The following is a 24,710-nucleotide window of genomic DNA, read 5'->3' as shown; positions in this document are numbered from 1 at the left end:
CCGCCCCGGATTTTGTGGAGGCTCCAACTCTTGAGAGAATGGAGCCATGAACAAGAAGGTAACGAAGTTTTCCCCGGAAGTCCGAGAGCGCGCAGTGCGCCTGGTGCGCGAGCAGCGTAGCGAACATCCGTCGATGTGGGCGGCGGTCGAATCGATTGCTCCGATGATCGGCTGCACACGGCAGACACTGCACGAGTGGGTCAAGCGCGACCAGGTCGACCACGGTGAGCGCGATGGCGTGACCTCAGACGAGCGCGAGCGCCTCAAGGCCCTGGAGCGCGAAGTCAAGGAGTTGCGTCGTGCCAACGAGATTCTCAAGGTCGCGAGCGCATTTTTCGCCCAGGCGGAGCTCGACCGCCGTTTCAAGTCCTGAAGGCCTTTATCGATCAGCATCGCGACACCTTCGGGGTCGAGCCGATCTGCAAGGTCTTGCGGATTGCCCCGTCGGGCTACCGACGCCATGCCGCACAGCTTCGGGATCCGTCGCGGCGCTCTGTTCGCGCAATCCGAGACGAACGTCTGCGGCCGGAGATCGAGCGCGTGTGGCGGGCCAACATGCAGGTCTACGGCGCCGATAAAGTCTGGAAGCAGATGAACCGGGAGCGTATTGCGGTGGCGCGCTGCACGGTCGAACGGTTGATGAAGCAACTGGGTTTGCGCGGCGTGATGCGAGGTAAGCGTGTTCGCACGACTGTTCCTGATGCCATAGCCCCGCGTCCACTGGATCGGGTCAATCGCCAGTTCAAGGCGGCACGGCCGAACCAGCTAGATAGCGTCAAGCAGCATGGCCGGTTTATCGACAATCATCTTGGCCGGTCGACCGGGATGATTGTCGGTCGTTATCCGGTCATGGTTGTCGCTCCTTGTTGTTGATTGTCGCCGGATGATTGTCGGCGCCGGCTGTTCTGTTTGTCGCTGGCGGTGCGACGACGGTAGCTTTCGACATTCATCTCGAAGATCGTTGAATGATGGACGAGCCGGTCGATTGCAGCGACGGTCATACCGGGATCCGGAAACACATCGTTCCAGCCCGAGAACGGCTGGTTGGCGGTGATCAGAAGGCTACGACGCTCGTATCTTTCGGCGATCAGTTCGAACAGCACGCTGGTTTCGGCCTGGTCCTTCCGGGCATATGACAGGTCATCAAGTAACGTTGTGCAAAACGTTACTGGACTTGTACTAAACCGCTGACGCGGTAGTGGGAGGTGAGCACAGGTCCATGGCTGACGTTTCATGAAGAGGGTTGTCTGGCGCTGAACCCCGGCAAGGTGGTGGGCGGTATCGCCAGGAGCAGTATGTGAACGCCCGGTTGGGCATTCCACCCACTGCTTCCAGGAGGCTCGCCATGACGCCACTGCGCCAACGCATGCTACATGACATGCAGATCCGCAACCTTACGGAGAATACCCAGTATTCCTACCTGATTCAGGTATCCTGTTTCTCCCGGCATTTCCAGCGCTCGCCAGAATTGCTCGGCCCCGAAGAGATCCGGGCGTGGCTCATCCATCTTCGCGAGGAGCGCAAGCTGGCCCCCGGCAGCCTCGGTCCAACGATCGGCGCACTGCGCTTCCTCTACCGCGTGACGCTCAAGCGACCCTGGAGCGACGAGGACTTCCCGTTGCCCAAGAAGCCGTTCAGACTGCCGGTCGTCCTCAGCCTGGAGGAGATCACCGCCTTCTTCGAGTCGGTCGCCAGTCTCAAGCAGCGCACCATCCTGATGACCGCGTACGCCGCCGGGCTGCGGGTGTCGGAAGTCGTGCATCTAAAGGTCACCGACATCGACAGCCAGCGCATGGTAATCCGTGTGAATCAGGGTAAAAACCGTAAGGATCGCTATGTAATGCTCTCGCCACGGCTGCTCGAGATCCTCCGAGTGTACTGGCACGACGCTCACCCACGGGAGTGGCTGTTTCCGGGCGACATCCCGGGCCAGCCGATCACCCGGTTTGCCGTGGCACGGGCGTGCAACCTCGCACGGCAGCGCAGCGGCATCCAGAAACCCATCACCCCGCATTCGCTGCGTCACGCCTTCGCCACCCACCTGCTGGAGAGTGGCACCGATGTCCGCAGGATCCAGCTGCTGATGGGCCATCGCAGCCTTTCGACCACGGCCAGGTACTTGAAAGTGGCAACCAGCAGCATCTGTGAAACCTCCAGCCCCTTTGATCTGCTGCCGCACGTTGAACCCGTGCAGCCTCCGCCCAGTCCGCCCGAGTATTTCTGAACCCGGGTGATGAACGTGGCGCTCGAGGTGGCGGACATCTTCCGCCAGTCTGGCCCGCAGTACCGGCAGACCCATGCCGACGGGCTCAGTCGTGCCCAGCGGCGTGCGATGAGCGCCATCGAGCTGTGCCGCACCGCGGCCCTCGGCGGGCATGTCGAACAATGCGACGCCTGCGGTCACCAGCGCATCACCTACAACTCGTGCCGGCATCGCGCCTGCCCGAAGTGCCAGTCGCTCGCCCGCGCGCAATGGCTCGAACACCGGCAGGCTGAACTGCTGCCTGAGGTCGAGTACTTCCATGTGGTCTTCACGTTGCCCGAGCCTATCGCAGCGCTCGCCTTTCAGAACAAGCGGGTGGTCTACGACATCCTGTTCCGAACCAGCGCCGAAACCCTGCGCACGATCGCCGCCGATCCGAAACACCTGGGCGCCGAGATCGGCTTCATCACAGTGCTGCATACCTGGGGGCAAAACCTGCAGCATCATCCGCACGTGCATTGCGTGGTACCGGGCGGCGGTATCACCCCGGACGGCGAACACTGGATTGCCTGCCGTCCCGGATTCTTCCTGCCCGTGCGTCTGCTCTCGCGGCTGTTCCGGCGACTGTTTCTTGAACAGTTGCGCCACGCCTTCGATACCGGCGCACTGCATTTCTACGGCCAGCTTGAACCGCTCGTCAACATTCAGGCATTCTCCGCCTTTCTCGCGCCGGCTGCACAGGCGGAGTGGGTGGTCTACGCGAAGCCTCCGTTCGGCGACGCCCGACACGTGCTCGACTACCTGGGCCGCTATACCCATCGCGTGGCCATCTCGAACAACCGGCTGGTCAACTTCGACGACGGCCACGTCACCTTCCGGTGGAAAGACTATAAACACCCCGTCGCAACGAAGACCATGACCCTCGAGGCCAACGAATTCATCCGCCGCTTCCTGCTGCATGTGCTGCCCGGCGGCTTCCAACACATTCGCAGCTACGGCCTGCTGGCCAATTGCCACCGGGCAGCCCGCCTGGCCACCTGCCGCCGGCTGCTCGGCGTCGTGGCTCCTGCCGACGAAATTCCCGACCCGATCGAAGACTACCGAGACCGTTACCAGCGGCTCACCGGCAAGTCCCTGCGTGATTGCCCCGTCTGCGGCAAGGGCCACATGGTCTGCATCGAAACCTTCCTGCCAGGCGCATTGCCGCGCGCGCCGCCACCCGCTCACCATGCTCACTGATCCGCGTTCGCAACACGGCCGGTCACGTTTCCATGCATTCCGGATGGCAACGCGCCTGGCCTTGCGTCGTCGAGTCTTTGCCGTCGGCGAACGCCCCGGAATCCGCACCGTTGACCTCGCCAACTCAAACCTCCCACCACCCTTGCGCACACATGCACTGCGCGTCATCATCCACCCGTGCCTGGCCAACGCGCGTGGCGGGCACTGGATGACCTCACCAACCATTCAATGCCCATAGCTGCTACCGCCTGCGGAGCGGTTCAGCACAAACGATTTTTTATTTACCGCTCGCGGGCCAACCCCGTCGGTTCGGCTCATGCATCCCAAGCCGCGACCGATAAACAAAAAATCCTCTGCCCTATGTGCAGCACCTCGTTATGTGGACTCAAGTTCCGTGACCCTTGACGAGCGGGACTTTGAGGCCGGAGAACTACACATAACTGGAACGAGCTATTGTGATTCTTCCGTTCACTTGAATGGCAGATTCACATGCTCGAATTTCTCTTTTCCCGCGATTGGCCGCACTATGCTGCAGGCCCGCAAGGGCCGTTGGTCAGCAATTTTGCGGCTTGGATCGTCGAGCGCGGTTATACCCGCATTTGCGCACAGCGCCATGTACACCGGTTCCGTGAGGTTCTTGCCTATAACCATGTAGCGGCCGGCACCTGCCTGCCGATTACTTCGACCGCGCTGTCACACTGGTTCGCACCGTGGTCGCACGAGACGTCATACCGTGCCACGCAGCGAGCGACAGTGCGGTTTTTGTGTGATCGAGGTCTCTTCATTCCGGCAGCTAAACCGAGCCGGTTTGATCCGCTTATTTCGCAATACCGATCCCACCTCATTGATCTGCGCGGACTTGCTCCTGCAACAGTCGAACAACACCTGAGGACGGTTACTGGCTTCCTGTCGAGCGCCTGTTCGAAGCGCCGCCTTGCCAGCGTCACACCGAACGATGTTGAGCGCTTTGTTGAGCAGACCAGCAAGCGTCTTTGCCGCCAGACACTTCAGCATACGATTGCGCACTTGCGTGCCTTTCTGCGGTTCTGCGCCAATCAATGCTACACAAGGAATCGGCTCGATGTTATCGACACGCCGCGTACATATCGCGGAGAACTGCCACCGCGGGCGTTGGATTGGAGCACGGTAAGCAAGCTTCTGCATTCGATCGACCGTGCTAGCGTTGAGGGTTGCCGTGACCACGCGATTCTGTACCTGATGGCCTACTATGGGCTGCGCCCTTCAGAAGTCACCAGCTTGACGCTCGACTCGATAGACTGGGAGAACGATATCCTGCATGTGGACCAGCGCAAGACCCGGTCGGTATTAGTTATGCCGCTTAACGGCCGAACGCGACATGTACTCGAGCGCTATCTACGCCGCCGACCATCCCTGACGAGCACGCGCCGGCTATTCCTGAGAATGCGCTGCCCGGCCGGTCCGATCAAGGCGGCAACGATCGAACACATCTATGCCAAGCGTGCACGACTCAGTGGCCTGCCCGTTCTTCAAACCAGTCCCTGCTGCCTAAGACATAGCTTCGCCATGCGCTTGCTCGAGCGAGGTGTCGGAGTAAAGATGATCGGCGATCTGCTCGGTCACCATTCCCTCGAGAGCACGTGTGTCTATCTTCGCCTGCATGTGGAGGCGCTGCGCCAGGTTGCGCTACCGGTACCTAGATGTGGTCGCGTCTCAATGAAGGGGGCATCATGAAACACCAACTCGACACAACCGCACTTGATCCCGTCATCAGTCGATATCTTGCGCACCGTCGGACGCTAGGGCGTCAATACAGCAACCAGGAGCGTACCCTGATTTCGATGAGGGACTTCGTCGTCCGAACTGGTGAATCGGACCTGAACAACACGCTGTTCGAATCGTGGTGCAAGACCTTCGACTCCCTCACCTCGAACGTGCGCCGCGCCCGTCAGGTTGCCGTGCGCAATTTCTGCCTCTACCGGCAACGTACCGAGCCCCGGTGTTTCGTGCCGGACATCATCCGCTTTGCCCGCCGACAACCACATGCTGCACCGATTATCCTGACTCCAGCGCAGGTTGGGCGGGTACTCGAGCTTGCCGGCACGCGTCAGGCCACGGCGACATCGCCACTAAGACCGTATGTCCTCCGCCTGGCGGTTGTCCTGCTGTACACCGCCGGGCTGAGGCGAAGGGAATTGCTACGATTAACGTTGGCCGATGTAGACGCGCACGCTGGAGTCCTGCACGTACGCGAATCCAAGTTTCACAAATCGAGGTGGGTTCCGCTTTCGGGGGGTGCCCGGCTGGAGCTGCGCCGCTACCTCATGCGCCGCCTCGCTCCCCCGCTCGACACTACGCCGTTGTCACCGTTACTGTGCAATATGCACCATGGTCTGCGAGGCTACACTGGAACAGGATTGCATGAAGGTATCGCGGGATTACTGCAAGACGCAGGCCTCCGGGATGCCGATGGACGGGTTCCCCGTATTCACGACTTTAGGCATTCCTTTGCAATTGAGGCCCTGATGCGATGGTATCGACAGGGCGCGGACGGCCAGTCCAACCTCCCAAAGCTCGCACTCTACATGGGTCACGTATCAATCGTATCGACGGCCTACTATTTGCGCTGGATTCCGGAACTCCAGGAGCTTGCGAGCAAGCGGTTCGCGAAACGGTTTGGCTATCTTGTTCAGGGAGAGCAATTATGAAACGGCATCCTTACTCCGATGAGCTCGGACGGAGTCTCGTCCGATTCTTCCAAGATTATCTGCCTACGTTGCGAGGGATGAGCCGGCACACGATCCATAGCTATCGCGACACGCTGGTGCTTCTGCTGCGATTTCTTAGTGCGAAGCGACACCGCGGGATTGAACGTCTGGATCTTGCGGCGATCAACGCTGAATCGGTCGGACAGTTCCTGACATCTCTTGAGCAAGACCGCCACAACGGCATTGCCACGCGTAATGCCCGGCTTGCCGCGATTCATACGTTCGCGCGGTTCCTGGCAACTGAAGGTCCTGAACATCTGGCGGCGGCGCAGGCAATCCTTGGCATTCCATTCAAACGCGGCGCACGGTCAGCGCCGATCGAATATCTTGAGCAGCACGAGGTCGAGGCGCTGCTGAATGCGGTCGATCGGACAACAGTTCCCGGTCGGCGTGACTACGCGTTGTTCTCACTGATGTTCAATACCGGCGCGAGGGTGCAGGAGGTACTTGACCTTCGTTTATGCGACCTACGGTTACAACGGCCGTGCCAGGTAAGACTCCAAGGCAAGGGAAACAAAGTCCGCGTCTGTCCGATCTGGCCACAGACTGCCAGGTTGTTGCAGCGCCTCGTCGAAGAACGGCCGTACCCGCTTGATGCAACCACAGCATTGTTTGTCAATAATCGCGGCGACAAGCTCACTCGTTTCGGGGTGTACTACCTGCTTCGCAGGCATCTTGCAACCGCCGGAGCGAACGTACCTACCCTCCGGGAGAAACGCATCCACCCTCATTCTCTGAGGCATACGACAGCGCTCTCCTTGCTAAAGTCAGGTGTAGACTTCCCAACGATTAGCCAGTGGCTTGGCCACGCGAGTCTCGATACAACGATGCGCTATGCGAAATCAGACATCGACATGAAGCGCCAGGCACTCCTTCAAGTGTTTCCGGACATATTGACCAAAGTATCGTCCGACCGGGGAACATTCGGACGCTTGCCGATTATCGACTGGTTGAAGCGGCTCTGATACTTATGTGGAGTCCGCGTCATCGCGACCGGCCATCACTATGCCTCGCCCGGCCGAACTCCACATAACGGAGCACTGCACATAGGTCTAGGATGATCAGGTCGAAGCGGTCGAGCTTGGCAAGAGCCGAAGGCAACTGCAGACTCTGACGTGCAGCCTGCAGCTTCTGCACGAGTTCACTGGTCCGTGTGAACAGTACCCGGTAGCCGGCGTCGATCAACGCGTGTCCGATGGCCGAACCCAGATGACTTTTGCCGGCCCCGGGCGGCCCGAACAGAAGTGCCGTGGCGCCTTTCTCAAGCCACGAATCGCCGGTCGCGAGCGCCATGACGTGCGCCTTTGAGACCATCGGCACCATGCTGAAGTCGAAGGTCGCAAGCGTCTTGGTTGGATCCAGATGCGACTCGGCACGATGTCGTTCGATGCGCCGTTTGGCCCGCTCGGCCAGTTCGTGTTCGAGCAGTGCACCGATCAGCCGTGTGGCCTGCCAGCCCTCCTTGTCGGAGCGCTGCGCAAACTCGGGCCACAGGCGGGCGATGGTCGGCAGGCGCAGTTCATTGAGCATCAAGGCAAGACGGCCGGCATCGTAAGCGGGTGTGCTCATGCGACCTCCTTACCCAGCAGGTCGTCATAGCTGCTTGCGGGTGGGATCTCGACGTTGACGACGGGGCATTCGGCGTGACGGGGCGCAAATTCCTCACGCAACGCCTTCAGATCCGGCAGCTTGCCGTCAACCAGCAATGCGTTCAGGCGTGCGGCCAGCACGGCCTCGACGCCATCGAGCGCGGCGAGCTCAAGCAATCCAACGATGACTTTGCACGCCTCGCGTTGCGTCAGCCTCGCCTCCAACTGTTCCCACGTCCGGCGATAGGCCTCACGCGGAAACAGCTCGTCGCGAAACGCAAGCCCCCTGAAGGCCTGAGGCTTGCGTTTGAGGCTCTCAATGAAGTGCCGGTAATCCAGTGCGCGGCGGTTGTCGCCGGCACGCGAGCCGCGCGAAGTGCTATGCACCAGCGCGCCCGACAGATAGCAGTCGAGCCGGTCCCCGTACACGCGCACCTTCAGGCGGTGACCAATCAGGCGCGACGGCGCGCTGTACAGAATGCCGCGTACGGTGAAGGTGCTGCAGCGTGTAACACGTGCTTCTTCCTCGACGAAGTCAGTCGTGCGCCTTAACGGCAGATCCATGAGCTGCTCGCGCTCAAGGCGGAACGCCGCTGCGTTACGCCGGTTACGACGCATGACGACCTCGCGCAGAAACTCATCATAGGCCGCACGATCAACGAAGTCTCGATGACCTCGCAGCATCAACGCCTGGTCGGCGGCCTCCTTCAGATAGCGATGCGATGACTCAACGCTACCATTCTCGTGACCCAGGCCGCGATTGTTGCGTGTCCCGGTCATGCCATAGTGCTCGAGCAGCGCCGCATACCGCACCGTGAAGTCGTCTTCGTCCGCGAGGTTTCTGAACGCCGCTGACAGACTGTCGGTGCGGTGCTCGCGCGGGCAGCCGCCGGCCTGCCACAGTGCGTTCTGCAATCCCATGGACAGTGCTTCGAAGCTCTCGCCACCTTCAACGACATTGGCGTATTCCCAGCGCGAGAACGCGAGCACGAAGTGGTACAGCCGATGTTCGAACGGCACGCCAGCGATCGTCACTCGCAGTTCGGCCATGTCGGTAAAGTCGGACAGGCCGCGTGCGCCGGGCTCATGCAGTTGCGGGAAGAAGACTTCCTTCGGTGGGCCGGACATCGCCCTCCAGTGCCGCACGCGTCGCTCAAGCGTGCGGCGTGTGCTGTCGGGAAACTCCCCGGGATGATCGTCCTGCAGCTTGCGCAGGATCGTGACCGCCTGAAGTTGCGGCGCGTTCGCGAGCATCTGAACGACTTCAGTATCCCAGACGTCAGCGAAGGGATCGGGACGGGAACGCCAGTAACGACGAGGTTTCTGGGATGGCAGTAAGGCGTCTCGTTCTATGCGACGCGCGCTGCGCACGCTGATGCCGGCCTTGGCGGCGGCGATCTCCTGAGAGTGATGTTTGCGTTTGGACATGTAGAGCGAGGTAATCGGCGCGGTGGCCGCAAGGCGTTTGCAAGAAACATACGGTGAACGCTATTGCGGTAAGGTGGAATCCCGCGCGGGAGAAGACCGATTCGCCAATGGTGCGTTTCTGCCCGCTGTAGAGCGTGGTCCTGGGTCACGTCGGCGACATTGGTGAGACCGTGATGAACGGCCATCCCGTTTGAGAGAGTGAGTACAACGACGTACCCGAACCTGTGCGGCACACCTCGAACCGAAAGGACGATCATCATGGCAACGCGCACAAGAAGAACGCTAGATATAGCCTACCCGAACGCTGCGGGCATCGATATCGGCTCGGCAAGTCATTATGTGGCGGTGCCAGCTGATCGTGACGATGAACCTGTGCGCGAGTTCAAGAGTTTCACGTGTGAGTTGGATAACCTGGTCACTTGGCTCACGGCCTGCAACGTCGATATTGTCGCGATGGAGTCGACGGGCGTCTACTGGATACCCGTATACGAGTTGCTGGAATCGCGGGGTTTCACGGTCCATCTGGTCAATGCCCGGCATGTGAAGAACGTTTCGGGCCGGAAGAGCGATGTGCTCGACTGCCAATGGTTGCAGCAACTGATGAGTTACGGCTTGCTGTCCGGCGCGTTTCGCCCAACAGACGAAATTTGCGCCTTGCGGGCGGTGTCCCGACAACGCGATATGCTGCTGCGCTACCAGGCACGGCACGTCCAGCATATACAGAAAGCCTTATCGCAAATGAACGTTCAACTCGCCAATGTGATCTCTGACATCATGGGCGAGACGGGACAGAAGATCGTGCGCGCCATCATCGCCGGCGAACGCAATGCCACAACCTTGGCCAAGCTGAAGCACGCTCGAATCCGCGCCAGTGAAGAGGAAATCGTCAAGTCGTTGCAGGGCAATTGGCGCAGCGAGCATCTCTTCACACTAAAGCAGGCCATGTCGCTGTATGACGCATACGGCGTGGAATTAATGGCGTGTGACCAACAGCTTGAGGCCATGCTCGCCGTGCTGCAAAAGCACGCTGGAGCTCAGGATAAGCCCCAGCGTCCTTCTCGCGGGAAGAACGCTCCACGCTTCGATTTGCGTACATACCTGATCGGCCTGTGCGGTGTTGATCTGACACGTATCAACGGCATCGACACGGCAACCGCACTGAAGGTCATTTCCGAAACCGGCCCGGACCTCTCCCGCTTCAGGAGCGCCAAGCAATTCGTAGCATGGCTTGGTTTGTGTCCTGGAACGAAGATCTCGGGAGGCAAGATACTATCCAGCGCGAGCAAGCGGACTACCAACCGTGCTGCACAGGCCTTACGTCTCGCTGCGGCAGCACTACGCACGAGCCAGTCCGCACTGGGCGCCTACTACCGGCGTATGTGTGCCAGACTCGACCGGCCCAAAGCAATCACGGCAACCGCGCACAAGCTGGCGCGTCTCATTTATGCGATGTTGACCAAGGGCGGCGAGTATATCGATCAAGGACAAGACTACTACGAAGAACGTTACCGTCAACGTGTCATGCATCATCTTGCCCGTCGAGCAGAAAAACTGGGGTTCAAGCTCACCCCTGTTTCGGAGGCTGCATAAAACCACTCACAAAATCAAGACCTTGGGGTATGTTTCTTGAGAGGCGAACCTGTTGGTCGGTAATACGGGTTCCGGACATGCGGCTGATCGCTTCTTCTTGATTTGATCAGCCATCGTAGAACCCGGCCGACTCGGCGCCGCCGTTGGGGAGAGCTCTCCGGCGGCTACGCCGCCTCCGACCTCTCCCCAACGGCCAAAACCTCTGTCGCTATACCGGCCAAGATGATTTATATGAACGCCCCCGATGCGCCAGGTTTTCTTGCGCTTTGCATCGACAGGATAGGTTGCAGCTTTATATGCGGCCTCATTGCAGCCTCATACGCTGCGGGCCTCGATGAAATCCGCTGACTCGCTCCTCATTTGTCGCACGAGCTACGCGCTCAAATTATCTTTCAGGCTTAGCGAGTTCAGGTCCGACCTGTCTTGTCATCACGCTCGATTGCCAACGCAACCTTTCGACGTCATCCTGCAAGCTTCAATCTTCCATACGGTTCAACTGATCAAGCCGGTTGTGCACTGACGTGCCCCTGGTTGTATGGCGTGCCATGTGCGAGAACCGCCCAGATTGTTCGGGCCATCTTGTTGGCAAGTGCTACAGTCACCACGTTGGATGGTCGCCGTTTCTGCAACTGCTCAGCCCACGACCCGGCGTGCTTGCCATGGAAGAGCACGCTGCGTGCTCCGTGGATCAATAACGTCCGTACATACGTGTCGCCGCGCCGGCTGATACCCAATAGCTGGATCTTCCCGCCAGTGCCGATCTGAACCGCCCCGACTTTGTCGGAGACCGCCGAGTTTGGCGCTACGCCGCTCGAGCGGAGCGCACCAGATTCCGATTGTAGACTTCCTCTGCTTCCGCAGGCGATACGTACCCGAGCGGGCCGAGCAACCGATGGTGGTTATACCAGTGAACCCATTCGAGCGTGGCGAGCTCGACGTCTTGGAGCGTACGCCATGAACGCCGATGCACAACTTCGGCCTTGTACAAGCCGTTGATCGTTTCGGCCAGAGCGTTGTCGTACGAGTCGCCGACGGTTCCGACTGATGGCTCAACGCCAACATCCACCAAACGTTCGGTGTACCGAATGCTGAGATATTGCGACCCGTGATCGCTATGATGAATGAGCCCGGGCGGTGGCTGGCGATCGTGTAACGCCTGGTTCAGCGCATCCAGCACGAAGTCAGTCTTCATCGATGCCGACACTCGCCAGCCGACGATACGGCGCGCAAACACATCGGTCACGAAGGCCACATAGACGAAGCCCGACCATGTCCAGCAATACGTAAAATCCGCAACCCACAGCGCGTTCGGCCGCTCGGCCCGAAACTGACGTTTGACCCGGTCCAGCGGGCACGGCACCGCATCGTCGCGCTGCGTCGTCTTGATCCGGCGCCCACGCCGCACACCTTCGAGGCCCATCACCTTCATCAGGCGCGCAACCGTGCAGCGCGCGACCTTTACGCCATCGCGCAACAACTGGCGCCAGACCTTGCGCACACCATACACGCCGAAGTTCTCCTCCCAGATCGCCCGGATGAGGGCCTTCAGTTCAGCGTCGCGACGCGCTCGTGCTGGCCATTGCTCCGGATCGCTGCGCCGCCCGGCGTGCCGGTAATACGTCGACGGCGCGATCGGCAGCAGGCGGCAGATCGGCTCGATACCGTAGACGTCGCGATGCTCATCGATGAACGCGATCATGGCTTCGATCGGCGGTCGAGCTCCGCCTGCGCGAAATATGCGGAGGCCTTGCGCAGGATCTCGTTGGCCGTCCGCAGCTCACGATTCTCGCGCTCCAGTTCCTTCAGACGCGCCAGCTCCGAAGTTGTCGCGCCCGCTCGTTGGCCACGGTCGCGCTCAGCCTGAATGATCCAGTTGCGAAGCGTCTCGCGCGACATCCCCATCTTCGAGGCGATCGAGCGGATCGCCGCCCCCTGCGTTTGATACTCGTGTTGGTGCTCAAACACCATCCGGATCGCTCGCTCACGGACCTCATCCGAATATCGCGTCCCGGTGGGCTTCCTTGTCTTGCCTTCGCTTTCCATGCTTCAAATCTCCCGTTACAGCCAAGATCCGAAGTCTCCTACATTTCCGGGGCGGTTCAATCTGCTTTGGTACGAGACCGAGCCACGCGGCAAACTCCGGTCCGGACCTGAACGCCTTGGCGTCACCCATCGTGGCGACAGTGGCCGTCGCCGTCAGCAGGCCAACGCCGGGGATCGCGGCAATCGCCTTGCATGCCTTGTCCTCTTTCATCCATGTGTGCAAACGTCGCTCAATGTCAGCGATCTGTTTGTCGAGTCGATCAAGGTCATTCCAAAGTTCGCGTAACGAGTCAATCAGCATCGCCGGTAGACGCTCGGCCAGCCTCGCCAGCACCCCGGGAATCGCTTTATCCAGCGCGGCGCGACTCTTGGCCATCACCTCGCCGTACTCTGTTAGCAAGCCTCGCAGACTGTTCATCTGCATCGTGCGGAACTTGATCTTTTGTTGCCGCAACCGATGCAGCGCCAATACAGCCTGCTGGGCTTCGGTCTTGACAGCGACGGGCTTGCTCGGCATCTGCGTGGCCATCCAGATCGCACGAGCATCTGCAGGATCGTTCTTGTTGCCGATATTGAAAGCCTTGACGAACTTCGCCGGCATCAGCTTGACCTGATGGCCCATCTCCATCAATCGTCGTGCCCAATGCTGGGCACCGCCGCAGGCCTCCATTCCGATGAGGCAAGGCTCGCGATTCGCAAAATGCTCGAGGAATGCGGCGCGCTTCAGTTGCTTGTTCACAATCTCGCCCGTGCCGGCATCCACCCAGTGAAGCTGGAAGACGTTCTTCGCGATGTCCACCCCGACCGTCGTATACTTCATTTCGGACCCTCCGGTTAGCCTGTGAAGACCTCAATGATCTTCCATTTGGGCACTTTGATGCCGTCGGCCCGTGAGGGTCCGCCTCTTCGGCGTCACCCACCTGGTAGGTGGGGGCGTTCATTCCATTTGTCGCTGCGCACCAGCTCTGGGTTTCGGATTTCACCTACGTTTCGACGTGGCAGGGCTGGCTGTACGTGGCCTTCGGGATCGACGTGTTCGCTCGCCGTATTGTCGGCTGGCGCGTCAGTACCTCGATGACCACGGACTTCGTTCTGGATGCACTTGAACAGGCGCTTTACGCGCGACGCCCGGGCGACGACGGGACCTTGATACACCATTCGGACAGAGGGTCCCAATACGTCAGCATTCGTTATAGCGAACGGCTGGCCGAAGCGGGCATCGAACCGTCGGTCGGCAGCCGGGGCGACAGCTATGACAACGCCTTGGCCGAAACGATCAACGGCTTGTATAAGGCTGAACTGATTCATCGCCGCACCTGGAAAACGCGAGAATCCGTTGAACTGGCAACGCTGGAATGGGTGGCCTGGTTCAATCATCATCGACTGATGGAACTCCTCGGCTATATCCCGCCCGCTGAAGCTGAGGCAAACTACTATCGGCAACTTGAAACAGCTGCCGTTGAACCCGCATCAACTTAAACCAACCAGCCTCCACGATTCCCGGGGCGGTTCACCACGCCGGGCGATGCTAGTGGGAATACTGCGTTCCTGAAGAGCGCGTCGGTATTTGTCGTGGTCGTAACCCCGGTCGGCGTAGACACGGCGAGGACCACTCAAAGGCCGCCCGCGCCTGCCGCGTATTTCGGCGAAGGGTCACGCTGACATTCACGAAGCGTTCATCAAGCTCGGCTGTTGCCTGATCTGATGGAACACTCTTCAACGCGTTCAGCAGTCTTTATGAAACCGTCTCTTACGCTCCTGTGTCTAGTACGGATCGGCTCGCGTAGTACAGCCGTCTCGAAGCGAGGAAACAGGTGCGGACAGCAGTTCGCTTCGGCACTGATCATTTCGCTGTACTCCGGGCAAGTCCTGTAACAATGGGGCACCATGTTCTACAACAATCTGGTTATCACCGGCGCTGCATTCTTACAATCGCTGTGGGTTGCCCCCCCACAAAAGCGACATGGATGTGGTCCGATAGTATTTGAACCGTGGGGGCAATGAGAGATAAAGGTGCCGCCTTATAATCAAGACGTCAAGGACCAGATAACAAGCCGAATAATCTCGTCGAATGAAACGTTGGAAACGGTTTCAACGCAAACGGGTGTGCCAGTGCACACACTTGAGATGTGGCGCGCGCAAGCGATGGCCAAGAGCGCGCGTGCGCTGGGATGGACACCGCGGCAAATGCTTGAGGTGGTGTCTGGGGGGATGCTGTACAGCGACATAAAGGAGAGGACCGCGTGGTTGGCGAAACAAAATGCGAGTTTGATGGACTTCGATTGTTGGACTACTGCTGCCAGGGACGGGCTGCGAGCCTTTGGACAGGTCAAACGAGGTGAGGCAAAGGCTACTCGGCTCCGCATCAAGGTGCTCGAGCGTGATCTACGCAAAAAAGATAAAGCCATGGCCGCCGCTGCCGCGCAGTTTTGGAATGGATACGAGAACCCTGATTAGGGTCTATTTACATTTGCTGAAATGTGCTTACATCCTGTCTTTTGTACAGCGAGACAGGATGGCGCGAACGTTACTGAGCGATGAAGTATGGAAGAAGATCCGGGACATCCTGCCTGGCAAGGAAGGCGATCGCGGCCGAACGGCATCCAACAATCGCTGGTTTCTCGAAGCGGTGCTGTGGATAGGCCGCACCGGCAGCCCATGGCGCGACTTGGCTGCAGAGTTCGGTAGATGGCATACGGTGTACATCCGCTTCTCACGCTGGCGAAGCAAGGGCGTATGACAACGGGTGGTGAATGCACTGGCAGGCCACACGGAAATCGAGCACGTCATGGTCGATTCGACGATCGTTCGCGCACACCAGCATTCAGCCGGAGCTACAAAAAAAGTGGGCCGCAAGCTCTCGGTCGTTCCCGAGGTGGACTGGGCACCAAGCTGCATCTGGCGATCGATTCGACGGGGCGTCCGTTGCGCCTGATCGTCACTGAAGGGCAGGTCGCCGACATCTCGTGTGCGCTACAACTGGTTGAGCATTTGCGCACGGGAGCGGTTATCGCAGACAAGGGCTATGACCCGGACGCCTTCGTGCAAGCCATTCGGGCTACCCACGCGAAGGTTGTCATCCCGCCACGTTCGAATCGCAAGACAAAGCGCCGCTACGACTGGGCTGTACCGTACGCGCAATCTGGTCGAGCGTTTCTTCAATCGCATCAAACATTTTCGCCGTGTATCCACTCGATATGACAAGCTCGCCGACAGCTATTTCGTGTTTGCGTCACTTGCCTGCATATTTGGACCGGTCGTAAATGTGAACGTCTAACAGGCTGTTGAAAAACACCTCGCCGGCGTTGAGCACTCTGTTTAATTGAGTCGCTGGCCGGTTTGGTTGATGCCGATTTAATGCTCGAAGCCTCTCATTCAGGTGGACACAATGCCATTTCCTCGCTGCCTGTCGCTCCTATGCCGCTTTCGCGGCGAGCGTGCGCATGCGAGTCAGGTTGTAGGCCGCCTGAGTCAACAGGAAGAGCTGGTCAACTCGTTGCAGGCCCCGAAACATCGCCTGCCGAATGCTGCCAACCGTCTTGCTCCAGCCCAAAGACCTGCTCAATGCATTTGCGCTTGCGCTGACTGACGGCATAGCCGGCCCACAAACTCGCACGTACGGTTCTTCGGGGGCTCCGTGGCCGAAAGAGCACGGAGCTACCCAATTCCAGGAACCAGAAGATGCGCTGCCAGGCCTGTTCGTGGGTCGCAAGGTGTTCTCTGGAGAGTAGCTCCGCTTCAAGCGTGCCGAAGAACGATTCGCACATCGCGTTGTCGTACGCGTCGCCGGCCGTGCCCATCGACGGCTGCACGCCGGTTTCGCGGCAGCGCCGTCCGAATGCAATGGACGTGTATTGACATCCCTGAATGAAATGAACGCGTCCCGCCCGCGGACATGAGAGCAAAGGAAGGTGGATCCTCACGGGCCAACGGCATCGATGTGCCCAGGTGGAAAATGCATGCATTTCACGGCAACCGGTGGATCCACGATGAACAGTATGGCAGTGGGCGTAGACATCGCCAAGTCGGTTTTACAGGTGCATTACGTTGATCCGGAAACTGCAGAGATCGTGAACAAGCCGATCAAACGTGCGAAGTTCCTTGAGCACTTCGCAAACCGTGCGCCGTGCCTCATCGGGATGGAGGCGTGCAGCGGTGCGCATCATTGGGCTAGGCAGCTTGAAAAGATGGGGCACGAGGTAAAACTGATACCAGCGGAATTTGCCAAGGCGTTCAACATTCGCAACAAGAATCTATGGTCCTCCCCGTTTTTGCAACACTGATTTCTGATGCTGTGGTTGGCTTGCGTGAGTCTATTCGGCGTCTCGGTGGGGATTATTCCCCGCGCCACGATGAGAGTCGCGCCCGACGAACCTCAGAACGATGGCGGCTTTGTATAAGCCCATTCTTGTTTCAGGTTCCTCGTCGGGCCACTGTGCCGTTCACGTCATCAGGTGTCAGCGGTCGCAAAACCAGTTGGGATTATTGGGTGCGTCTCTATCGAGACCTCGTTACAGCGGTGTGCCCAGGACTCCAGCGTTGAAGCTGGTTTTGCGCGCGGCAATCGCCCACGCGATCCGCGCGAATTTGTTAGCCAATGCGCAGGCCACCACATTGGAGTGTCGTCGCGTGAGCATTTGTCTTGTCCAGGTGACCAATGGTCCCGAATTTTTATCGAGTCGCTGCATGAACACTCGTGCGCATTGGACCAGCAGCCGGCGAAGATTCTTGTCTCCCCGCTTACTGATGCCCAGGAGGTTTGCCCGCCCCCCTGTGCTGTATTGGCGCGGGACCAGCCCAATCGAAGCGGCAAAATCACGGCTGCGGGCGTATTGTTTGCCATCGCCCATCTCCGCTGTCAAAACGCTGGCAGTAATCGGGCCGACCCCAGGGATCGTCAACAGGCGTCGACCGAGTTCATCGTCGGCGAGTTGCTGTGCGATTTCTTTGTCGAGTTCCGCGATCTGCTGCGCAAGATACTCGTAGTGGGCATGCAAGCGTTCGAGAATGGTAACCAGACGCGGTGGCAATGAGTGTTCAGCAAGCAGGGCCGGCAGCCGCCTGATGACGGCATTGCCAATCGGCAGGGTGATACCGAACTCAAGCAGGAAGGCATGTAACTGGTTCGTTGTGCATACGCGATCGCGAAGCAGTGCATCGCGTACCCGGTGTAGCGCGGACAGCGTCCGTTGCGATTCGGTCTTTGGCGTCACAAATCGCATGGCTGGCCGCGAGGCAGCTTCGCAGGCCTCGGCGTCAACAAAGTCGTTCTTGTTTGATTTTACGAACGGGCGGACGAATGCGGAGAGATGAGCTTGATTTGATGCCCGAAGATTGCAAGCTTGCGTGCCATGAAGTGGGCACCGGCACACGCTTCCATGACTACCGTGCAGGCGTGAAAGTTACTTAGAAACTCGATCAGCTGCTGTCGCGACACCTTCTTGCGAAACACCGCCCTGCCAGATTTGTCCTGGCCGTGCAGATGAAACGAACGCTTGCCGAGATCGATTCCGATGACTGTCACGTCTTGCATGGCATTGCCTCCGGTTGATGGTGCCGATACAGCGTAACCCACTGTTAGGTGGGGAGGACCATCCCATTGAGATGCGGCCGATGCACACGCGATCTGGCTGGCCGTGCAGCAACCAGGCAAGCCGGTAGCGGTGAAGACGGAGACGCAGCAGGCGATGTTGGCGCTGCACTGGATGCGCCGGCAACTCATCAAGTTTCGCACAATGCAGATCAACAACTTGCGTGGACTGCTGACGGAGTACGGCGAAGTTATAGGCAAGAGTCGTGTAGCCCTCGACAAGGCGATTCCGGAAGTGCTGGAACGGGTTGCCGAGCGACTGCCCGCAGTCGTGATCGACACGTTGCGTGAACAATGGACTTTAACGAAACTCGACGAACAGGTAGCGCAGATCGAGCGCCGGATGCGGGAGTGGAAGAAAGAAGACAAAGCGGTTAAGGCCATCGGCGAAATCCCAGGCGTGGGCTTGCTAACAGCAACAGCGGCAGTCGCGATGATGGTGGATCCGAAGGCATTCCGTTCAGGCCGAGAGTTCGCTGCGTGGGCCGGGCTCGTGCCCGCACAGACGGGCTCAGGTGAAAAGATTATTTTGCATGGCATATCGAAGCGCGGCATCGCCAGTCCGACGAACCAGCGAAACAGCATGTTGTAGGAGATTTGCTCCATCAGCATGCGTTCGCTGCCAATCGAATACAGCACTTGCAACAGCAGTGCGCGAATCAGCTTCTCCGGCGCGATACTTGGGCGTCCGCCCTTCGCGTCGCTCTCGTACATGCGCGAAAAGACCGAGTCCATGTGAGTGAGCGCTTCGTTCGACCACAGCCGAATCGGTCGCAACGGGTGATTGGCCGGAACGCAGTCATCGAGCCTGGACATCGTGAACATCGACTCTGTATAGCCGTCCGCTCCGCGCATCGCTTCAGTCTCAGTGTTGTTCGATTCTTCATTTCAACGTTTACCCCTTCCGCGCGGATGACGTGCGCGCGAGGTATTTCAACAGCCTGCTAGAAGTGGGGCATGTCGCTGCCAAATGATGGCACGTCGATATTCGTCAAGCGCAAATTTATTTCGCTGCCCTCTGGGCGAGTCCTGCAGTAGTGAGGCAGCATGTTGTTCAAAGAGCTGGTTGACACTGGGTCTGCACACAGTCGCTGTGACTTGCCCCTCACCAAAGCAGCATAGATGTGTGCTGCTCGTACCGATACAAAGGCTGCCCGGGAGCGCATAAAACGACTTGAGCCCAGCTACACAGAAGAAACGGCCTTGGCTTCAGCCGCTGCGCTATTGATTGATGATGACTAGGACGAGGACGCATGAACGGCCGGGAAGAATGCCAACAATGGACCGCCATATCGAAACTGTTGGCGCGCCGATGCACCGGTGCCCGAGCTCCGCAAGGCAGCAGCGGCAACCATGTGCAGGCTACGATGCTGGAAGGCCCGCGAGAGTGTGACTGTCTGCGGCGTCCAACATGGAGACGAGCGCGCCATGCTGGCGAATCTGTTAGGCATCGCGGAGCGCGAACGCATGCTAGACCATCGCAAACGAGTCGCGTTCCGCTGAGATACCTCGGCCGCGCTTCGTCCCCATCCGGGCCGAGATGTGGGTTACCTGACCAGCGAATCAAGGTTTGTCGCCCGCCCTTCCCAACCATGTGTAACCTCGGCGTCAAGGAAACCGACATTCATCATGAGGCAGATGCCGGGACGTGCCAATCCGGCTGTCGGCGAGTTCGTGTCACCGAAGACGTCACTGAGAAGCTGAACTATACGCCGAGAGTGTTCATGGCCGAACTGCATATCCACAGAGAGTGGGCCTCCAAGGCGCACAAGATGCTTATTCCTGCGCCGCTGCCGCCGCACGTCTCGTCCCACCGCCGACCAGCTGGCCCTTAAGGCAGTTCTCCAAAGATGGAAAGCACCTGCAACGTTGCCGGCCGGACGCAATCTGCAGGCCCCCCTGTCTGGCGATCTCGCGACCGACCCTCCGGGTCTGCGTATCCGCCGTGCGGTTGCAGCCGCTGGTCAATGCGCGGGAGGACATCTCGCGGCACGAAGTGCTGCATGCCGATGCGATCCCGCTACAAATGCTCGATCCCGAAAAGGAAAAGAGATCCTTTCCATTGGAGGTATGCATGGCTAACCGCGCGTTAGTGGTAGGAATAAGTAACTATCCATCTCCCAATCAGTTGCCAAGCTGCGATCGAGATGCAGAAGAGTTCGCTAAGATGCTTGAGAACGGATATGGGTTCACAGAAATTCAAGTATTGAAGGATGACGGAGCCACAAAGAAGAATCTCATCGACAACATCAATGCACTAGTGTCGAGTGTCTCACTTGGCGACCGTCTCGTCTTGTTTTTTTCGGGACATGGATACAGACTGGCAGTCGACAATACTCATAGGGAGGTACTTGTTTCTCATGATGGGGAATTCTTTTTTGACTATGAACTAGCAGAATTGACCAGGGATGTTCCGGCAGGCATGCTTACTATTGTGTTGGACTCGTGCTTCTCGGGTGGAATGTTGAAATCCTGGGTCGACCTAGAAGGCAATATGCAGACACTTCGAACCAAATGTTGGCATCCGCACGACACCGCAATCGTTCCGGCTTCGGTTGCTCACATTCCGTTCGGCAATATTACGCCGCCTCCCATTCAAGTTACCGAGGATACTGTCACAAACGGACTCTGGGGCAACGCGGAAGTTGGTAATTTTGAGAAAGTCACGTTGGAAAGTTCGGATTCGAAAGCCCTCCTTATCTCGGCATGCCTTTCAGATCAACAAGCGGTGTCGTCCCTCCCGTCAACCAATGGTCTGTCAGCTTTCACTTTCTCGTTGCTCGATTCGGTCCGCTTGCTGGGCACCGATTGCACGTCTGCACAGTTGATCGAGGCGACCGGTGAGAAGCTGCGTCAGGCCGGGATCGAACAGACCCCCATCGTCAAGGAGCCGGTGGCCCCGCCTAACCTTGCAGATAGGGGCTTTCTCACTTTCAAAGCGGCAAGCACTGTGCTGTAGCACACGCACGGTGCGTTAAAAGCAATATGGGACCTGTTGAAAAACGGGCTTATCTTGAACAGATCACACACCGGACCGAATCATGTTCCCAACGTCAAAACCATCGATCGAGTTGTCGCCCACCGAAACTGACGCCATATCAGCGGCGGCGATGCCGCATACCGGCTATTGGCAGTCTGCCCCAGGAGTCGGCGGTAGCAGTGCTCCCCTTTCGGGGATGCAGACCACGAACGCAGAGGATAGGTTGTCGCACACCGACATTGGCGCCATAGCGGCGGCGATGCCGCATCCGGGGTATTGGCAATCGGCCCCACAAGTCGGTAACGGCACTCCCCTCTCGGGGATGCAGGCCGTGAACGCGGAAGATCATTGGAGTCGACAGCACTCAGCCGAACCTACGGGGTTACCCATCGACAACGACTGGTTGCGCTTGGGGATGAGCGTGGCCATTCCCACGGTGATATCGTTACTGAACAAGGATAACCAGTTCAACCAGGCGTCGGCCACGTACAGGAAGAACAGTATCAGCGATGCAATCTCTACCGCCGGCGAGGTAGCGCATGCATTCATAGCAAGCAAGGGGTATCAAACTCCCAGCACGATATCGGTCGGCGCCAAGGGCTGGCTTGGCGATGTTTTTCATTTGGCCATTTCCGTTGCATTGAGCTTCCTTCAAGGTAAAGGCTTTCAAGCCAGCCAGATGTCATCTGCGATTGGAAAAAGCTGCCTCAGCGACGCCATCAACATTGCCGCGCAGGTTGGACTGAGCTATCTGCAAAGCAACGGTTATCCGCCGCAGACTATGACTTTCACGCAGTGAGTTCGTGCCGGTATCACTTATGGCCCCTCCTCCGACACGGTGAGTCAGGGCCAGCCGTCGTCCAGTTCAGTTTCGGATAGCATGACGAACATGAAGAAGCACTTTACGGAACAGCAAATCATCGGGTTTCTGAAAAAAGCCCGAGCAGGTAAAAAGGTTAAAGATTTATGCAAACAGCATGGTTTCAGCGACGCATCGTTCTACGCGTGGCGTGCAAAGTTCGGAGGCATGGCGATACCGGCCGCCAGTCGACTCAAGGCGTTGCACGCCGAGAATGCTAGGCTTAATAAGTTGCTAGCCAACGCTACGCTCAAAGTAGAGGCGTTGAAGGTCGCCCTCAATGCAAAGCCCTGAGCCCGCAAGCCAAGCGCGAGGCAGTGTTGTCGATTCGGATAAACGTCGACATCTCGGAGCGACACGCTTGCCGGCTTGTGGGGCTTTCTCGCAGCTCGTTGCATTACAAAGCGACTCCGGACTGCAAGAACAACGAGCTGACGGCGCGCCTCATGGAACTGGCGCATGAGCGCCCCCGATTCGGCTATCGGCGGCTGCATGCACTGATTGAACGCGAAGGCATCCACGTCAACCATAAGCGGGTGTATCGCCTTTATCAGCAGGCTGGCTTGCCTTTGCGTCGGCGTAGGCAGCGCCGCGGCGTCATGGTTGAGCGTAAGAAGCTCGCTTTGCCGAGCGGCCCCAATGAAATCTGGTCGATTGATTTTGTAATGGACACCATCTCAAATGGGCGACGTCTGAAGTGCTTGACCATCGTGGATGTTTTCACCAGAGAGGCTCTTGACATTGTCGTCGACCGCCGGATTTTGGGCTCGCATGTGGCTCGAGCGTTGGACTGCGTAGCTCGTTTTAAGGGCTATCCTGGAGCGCTGAGAACGGACAACGGGCCAGAATTTACGAGCCTGGAGTTGGACCAATGGGCGTACCGAAATGGAGTTGCGTTGAAATTTATTCAGCCTGGCAAGCCAACGCAGAATGCGTACATCGAATCGTTCAACGGAAAATTTCGTGATGAATGCCTTAATTTGCACTGCTTCGTTGATCTCTCTCACGCTCGGTCGATCATCTCGGCGTGGCGTCGGCAATATAATGAGGACCGACCTCACAGCGCTCTTAATTATCTCTCGCCAGCGGAGTTCGCCACTAAGTATCGTGCAAGGGCGGACGTGCCTGCCTGTGTAGAGGAACCGTTTCTTTCAAGCATCCTGAATATTACCGACGGACTCTCGCTTAAAGAATGAAAAGCGCAGGTTGCGCATCCATTTGTGAAGGTGGCTCGCACCGTATTCGCATTAGGCCATAACCAGCCCTCAGACCGGCGTGTGTATTTGCCATGCGCGACAGTGTCAGCGCTGTTTTTTGCTGGGGTAACCATTTATGAAAGCGTATCGTCTCGGCGACTGTGGGTACGACGTCGGCCTGTTGCAACAATGCCTCATGGGCTGCGGCTATCAGCTAGAGCCTACGAGCGTTTACGATGACGCGACAGCCGCGACCATTAAGACCGTGCAGGCGAAGGTTGGCCTTGTCATCGACGGGATCGCGGGCCCGGAGACGCTCGCAGCGATCGCAAACGGCCGGCGAGACCCTAAGCAGTTGCGCGATGCTGATATTGAAATGGCCGCCGAAAGGCTCGCAGTGCCGATCGCCTGTGTACGGGCCGTCAATGAAGTGGAATCGACAGGGTCGGGTTTCCTAATTGATGGCCGGCCGAAAATCCTGTTCGAGCGTCATATCTTCTGGCAACGGCTAGATTCACGCGGCATCCATCCGGCACCGATCGCCGCCACTAATCCGAACATCTGCTCCCAGATGCGCGGCGGTTATCGCGGTGGCGCGGCCGAGTATGAACGCCTAGCCGATGCCGCGCTGGTCGATGCCCGTGCCGCATACGAGTCAGCGAGTTGGGGGGCGTTTCAGGTGATGGGCTATCATTGGAAGCGCTTGGGTTATTCGGGCATCGGCGAGTTCGTCGCACGAATGGAAAGAAGCGAAGCCGATCAGTTCGACGCTTTTGTGCGATTCGTCGCAGCAGATGCCAGCTTGCTAGCTGCGCTGAAACGTGGGAATTGGGCTGCGTTCGCAAAGGGATACAACGGGTCAAATTACACACGCAACTTATATGACGCGAGGCTGACACTGGCATATCGGCGATACGCCGGCCAGTAAAGGTCTTACTGTGCCACAAAGGAGGTCGAACAGCGGGGCTGACCTGCCCCTGCAAACAGGGCCAGCCGGAGTCTAGTAAAGTTCGTTTTCCGCGAGGAGGACGAACATGAAGAAGCGCTTTACGGAACAGCAAATCATCGGGTTTTTGAAGGAAGCCGAGGCCCGGATGCCGGTCACGGAACTGTGCAGGAAGCACTGGTTCAGTGAAGGGTCGTTCGGCTCTGTCAGGTTGACGCTGTAGCGGGGTGGAACGGCCCCCCGAAGCCCCCGACACAGTCTCCTATCATACGACTGTGTTAATGGGATGGTCGCCCCCGC

General features: G+C 58.4%; 12 protein-coding genes, 15 pseudogenes and 2 other annotated features. Of the genes and pseudogenes, 16 read left to right on the top strand and 11 right to left on the bottom strand.

From position 1 onward, the window contains the following. Positions 1-46 precede the first annotated feature (46 nt). A pseudogene (locus QEN71_RS44380) lies at positions 47-768 on the top strand (IS3 family transposase); the annotation flags it as partial. After that, positions 328-444: a sequence feature (AL1L pseudoknot), on the top strand. Its footprint overlaps the pseudogene before it by 117 nt. A 71-nt stretch (positions 769-839) precedes the next feature. On the opposite strand, the pseudogene QEN71_RS44375 reads toward QEN71_RS44380, so the two are convergent. After that, positions 840-1,163: pseudogene (locus tag QEN71_RS44375) on the bottom strand (ATP-binding protein); the annotation flags it as partial. Between the two features lie 182 nt (positions 1,164-1,345). Here QEN71_RS44375 and QEN71_RS44370 point away from each other — a divergent pair. The 5 genes from QEN71_RS44370 (at position 1,346) to QEN71_RS44350 (ending at position 7,154) form a co-directional block, all read left to right on the top strand. Continuing rightward, positions 1,346-2,224: a tyrosine-type recombinase/integrase gene (locus QEN71_RS44370; protein WP_201662881.1), complete on the top strand. Its 879-nt coding sequence runs from the start codon at positions 1,346-1,348 to the stop codon at positions 2,222-2,224. A 6-nt stretch (positions 2,225-2,230) separates the two neighbouring features. Next, entirely contained in the window at positions 2,231-3,442 is a 1,212-nt protein-coding gene (locus QEN71_RS44365) for an IS91 family transposase (RefSeq protein WP_377792208.1), read from the top strand. 489 nt (positions 3,443-3,931) lie between these two features. Beyond that, on the top strand, positions 3,932-5,155 hold the full coding sequence (locus QEN71_RS44360) for a tyrosine-type recombinase/integrase (protein WP_290468322.1): 1,224 nt from the start codon (positions 3,932-3,934) through the stop codon (positions 5,153-5,155). Then, the gene (locus QEN71_RS44355; protein ID WP_290468321.1) at positions 5,152-6,129 is read left to right on the top strand and encodes a tyrosine-type recombinase/integrase; all 978 of its coding nucleotides are present in this window, start codon (positions 5,152-5,154) and stop codon (positions 6,127-6,129) included. Before QEN71_RS44360 ends, QEN71_RS44355 begins: the two co-directional genes overlap by 4 nt. After that, on the top strand, positions 6,126-7,154 hold the full coding sequence (locus QEN71_RS44350; RefSeq protein WP_290468320.1) for a tyrosine-type recombinase/integrase: 1,029 nt from the start codon (positions 6,126-6,128) through the stop codon (positions 7,152-7,154). Before QEN71_RS44355 ends, QEN71_RS44350 begins: the two co-directional genes overlap by 4 nt. A gap of 85 nt (positions 7,155-7,239) precedes the next feature. On the opposite strand, the pseudogene QEN71_RS44345 reads toward QEN71_RS44350, so the two are convergent. Beyond that, positions 7,240-7,758, bottom strand: a pseudogene (locus QEN71_RS44345) (ATP-binding protein); the annotation flags it as partial. Then, complete coding sequence (gene istA, locus QEN71_RS44340) at positions 7,755-9,206, bottom strand: IS21 family transposase (RefSeq protein WP_201662907.1); 1,452 nt, start codon at positions 9,204-9,206, stop codon at positions 7,755-7,757. The pseudogene QEN71_RS44345 and the gene istA, both read right to left, overlap by 4 nt. Before the next feature lie 258 nt (positions 9,207-9,464). On the opposite strand from istA, the gene QEN71_RS44335 reads away from it, so the two are divergent. Further along, positions 9,465-10,796, top strand: a complete 1,332-nt coding sequence (locus tag QEN71_RS44335) for an IS110 family RNA-guided transposase (RefSeq protein WP_201663004.1) — start codon at positions 9,465-9,467, stop codon at positions 10,794-10,796. 500 nt (positions 10,797-11,296) lie between these two features. Here the strand turns inward: QEN71_RS44335 and QEN71_RS44330 are convergent. The 3 genes and pseudogenes from QEN71_RS44330 to QEN71_RS44320 all read right to left on the bottom strand — a co-directional run. Beyond that, positions 11,297-11,560 (bottom strand): annotated as a pseudogene (locus tag QEN71_RS44330) (IS110 family transposase); the annotation flags it as partial. 38 nt (positions 11,561-11,598) lie between these two features. Continuing rightward, positions 11,599-12,839, bottom strand: a protein-coding gene (locus tag QEN71_RS44325; protein WP_233472253.1) for an IS3 family transposase whose coding sequence is annotated in 2 segments (ribosomal slippage) — positions 11,599-12,524 and positions 12,524-12,839 — 1,242 coding nt in all. Because the reading frame shifts where the segments join, the coding sequence is not laid out codon by codon here. Then, positions 12,421-12,537: a sequence feature (AL1L pseudoknot), on the bottom strand. It overlaps the preceding gene by 117 nt. 25 nt (positions 12,840-12,864) lie before the next feature. Continuing rightward, positions 12,865-13,659 (bottom strand): annotated as a pseudogene (locus QEN71_RS44320) (IS110 family RNA-guided transposase); the annotation flags it as partial. Between the two features lie 137 nt (positions 13,660-13,796). Here QEN71_RS44320 and QEN71_RS44315 point away from each other — a divergent pair. Then, positions 13,797-14,318, top strand: a pseudogene (locus QEN71_RS44315) (IS3 family transposase); the annotation flags it as partial. A gap of 33 nt (positions 14,319-14,351) precedes the next feature. Here the strand turns inward: QEN71_RS44315 and QEN71_RS44310 are convergent. Continuing rightward, positions 14,352-14,480: pseudogene (locus QEN71_RS44310) on the bottom strand (IS5/IS1182 family transposase); the annotation flags it as partial. A gap of 874 nt (positions 14,481-15,354) precedes the next feature. On the opposite strand from QEN71_RS44310, the pseudogene QEN71_RS44305 reads away from it, so the two are divergent. Next, positions 15,355-16,116 (top strand): annotated as a pseudogene (locus QEN71_RS44305) (IS5 family transposase). A 138-nt stretch (positions 16,117-16,254) separates the two neighbouring features. Here the strand turns inward: QEN71_RS44305 and QEN71_RS44300 are convergent. Then, positions 16,255-16,456 (bottom strand): annotated as a pseudogene (locus QEN71_RS44300) (transposase); the annotation flags it as partial. Positions 16,457-16,504: 48 nt separating this feature from the next. Beyond that, a pseudogene (locus tag QEN71_RS44295) lies at positions 16,505-16,714 on the bottom strand (integrase core domain-containing protein); the annotation flags it as partial. Positions 16,715-16,828: 114 nt separating this feature from the next. Here QEN71_RS44295 and QEN71_RS44290 point away from each other — a divergent pair. Then, positions 16,829-17,092: pseudogene (locus QEN71_RS44290) on the top strand (IS110 family transposase); the annotation flags it as partial. Between the two features lie 258 nt (positions 17,093-17,350). Here QEN71_RS44290 and QEN71_RS44285 read toward each other — a convergent pair. Further along, a pseudogene (locus QEN71_RS44285) lies at positions 17,351-18,372 on the bottom strand (IS110 family RNA-guided transposase). A gap of 70 nt (positions 18,373-18,442) precedes the next feature. Here QEN71_RS44285 and QEN71_RS44280 point away from each other — a divergent pair. Further along, positions 18,443-18,982 (top strand): annotated as a pseudogene (locus QEN71_RS44280) (IS110 family RNA-guided transposase); the annotation flags it as partial. Here QEN71_RS44280 and QEN71_RS44275 read toward each other — a convergent pair. Continuing rightward, positions 18,982-19,284 (bottom strand): annotated as a pseudogene (locus QEN71_RS44275) (transposase); the annotation flags it as partial. The pseudogenes QEN71_RS44280 and QEN71_RS44275 sit on opposite strands and share 1 nt — an antisense overlap. A 1,096-nt stretch (positions 19,285-20,380) precedes the next feature. Here QEN71_RS44275 and QEN71_RS44270 point away from each other — a divergent pair. The 5 genes and pseudogenes from QEN71_RS44270 to QEN71_RS44250 form a co-directional block, all read left to right on the top strand. Continuing rightward, positions 20,381-21,388, top strand: a complete 1,008-nt coding sequence (locus tag QEN71_RS44270; protein ID WP_201662496.1) for a caspase family protein — start codon at positions 20,381-20,383, stop codon at positions 21,386-21,388. A gap of 82 nt (positions 21,389-21,470) precedes the next feature. Then, on the top strand, positions 21,471-22,208 hold the full coding sequence (locus QEN71_RS44265; protein ID WP_201662499.1) for a hypothetical protein: 738 nt from the start codon (positions 21,471-21,473) through the stop codon (positions 22,206-22,208). Positions 22,209-22,298: 90 nt separating this feature from the next. Continuing rightward, a protein-coding gene (locus QEN71_RS44260; RefSeq protein WP_201662501.1) for an IS3 family transposase occupies positions 22,299-23,464 on the top strand; the annotation gives its coding sequence in 2 pieces (ribosomal slippage) (positions 22,299-22,551 and positions 22,551-23,464; 1,167 coding nt in all). Positions 23,465-23,600: 136 nt separating this feature from the next. Next, positions 23,601-24,392 (top strand): N-acetylmuramidase domain-containing protein, encoded by a 792-nt coding sequence (locus QEN71_RS44255; protein WP_201662504.1) that lies wholly within the window; start codon positions 23,601-23,603, stop codon positions 24,390-24,392. A gap of 106 nt (positions 24,393-24,498) precedes the next feature. Then, positions 24,499-24,609: pseudogene (locus QEN71_RS44250) on the top strand (transposase); the annotation flags it as partial. Positions 24,610-24,710: the final 101 nt, after the last annotated feature.

The organism is Paraburkholderia sabiae (assembly GCF_030412785.1).
Lineage (GTDB): Bacteria > Pseudomonadota > Gammaproteobacteria > Burkholderiales > Burkholderiaceae > Paraburkholderia > Paraburkholderia sabiae.
This window is presented reverse-complemented; position numbering and strand designations above follow the sequence as displayed.

What these genes read in the sequence shown, in the direction of transcription:
- QEN71_RS44255 (WP_201662504.1), top strand. Translation starts at nt 23,601, where the DNA reads ATGAAAGCGTATCGTCTCGGCGACTGTGGGTACGACGTCGGCCTGTTG.
- QEN71_RS44370 (WP_201662881.1), top strand. Translation starts at nt 1,346, where the DNA reads ATGACGCCACTGCGCCAACGCATGCTACATGACATGCAGATCCGCAAC.
- QEN71_RS44265 (WP_201662499.1), top strand. Translation starts at nt 21,471, where the DNA reads ATGTTCCCAACGTCAAAACCATCGATCGAGTTGTCGCCCACCGAAACT.
- QEN71_RS44350 (WP_290468320.1), top strand. Translation starts at nt 6,126, where the DNA reads ATGAAACGGCATCCTTACTCCGATGAGCTCGGACGGAGTCTCGTCCGA.
- istA (WP_201662907.1), bottom strand. Translation starts at nt 9,206, where the DNA reads ATGTCCAAACGCAAACATCACTCTCAGGAGATCGCCGCCGCCAAGGCC.
- QEN71_RS44360 (WP_290468322.1), top strand. Translation starts at nt 3,932, where the DNA reads ATGCTCGAATTTCTCTTTTCCCGCGATTGGCCGCACTATGCTGCAGGC.
- QEN71_RS44355 (WP_290468321.1), top strand. Translation starts at nt 5,152, where the DNA reads ATGAAACACCAACTCGACACAACCGCACTTGATCCCGTCATCAGTCGA.
- QEN71_RS44335 (WP_201663004.1), top strand. Translation starts at nt 9,465, where the DNA reads ATGGCAACGCGCACAAGAAGAACGCTAGATATAGCCTACCCGAACGCT.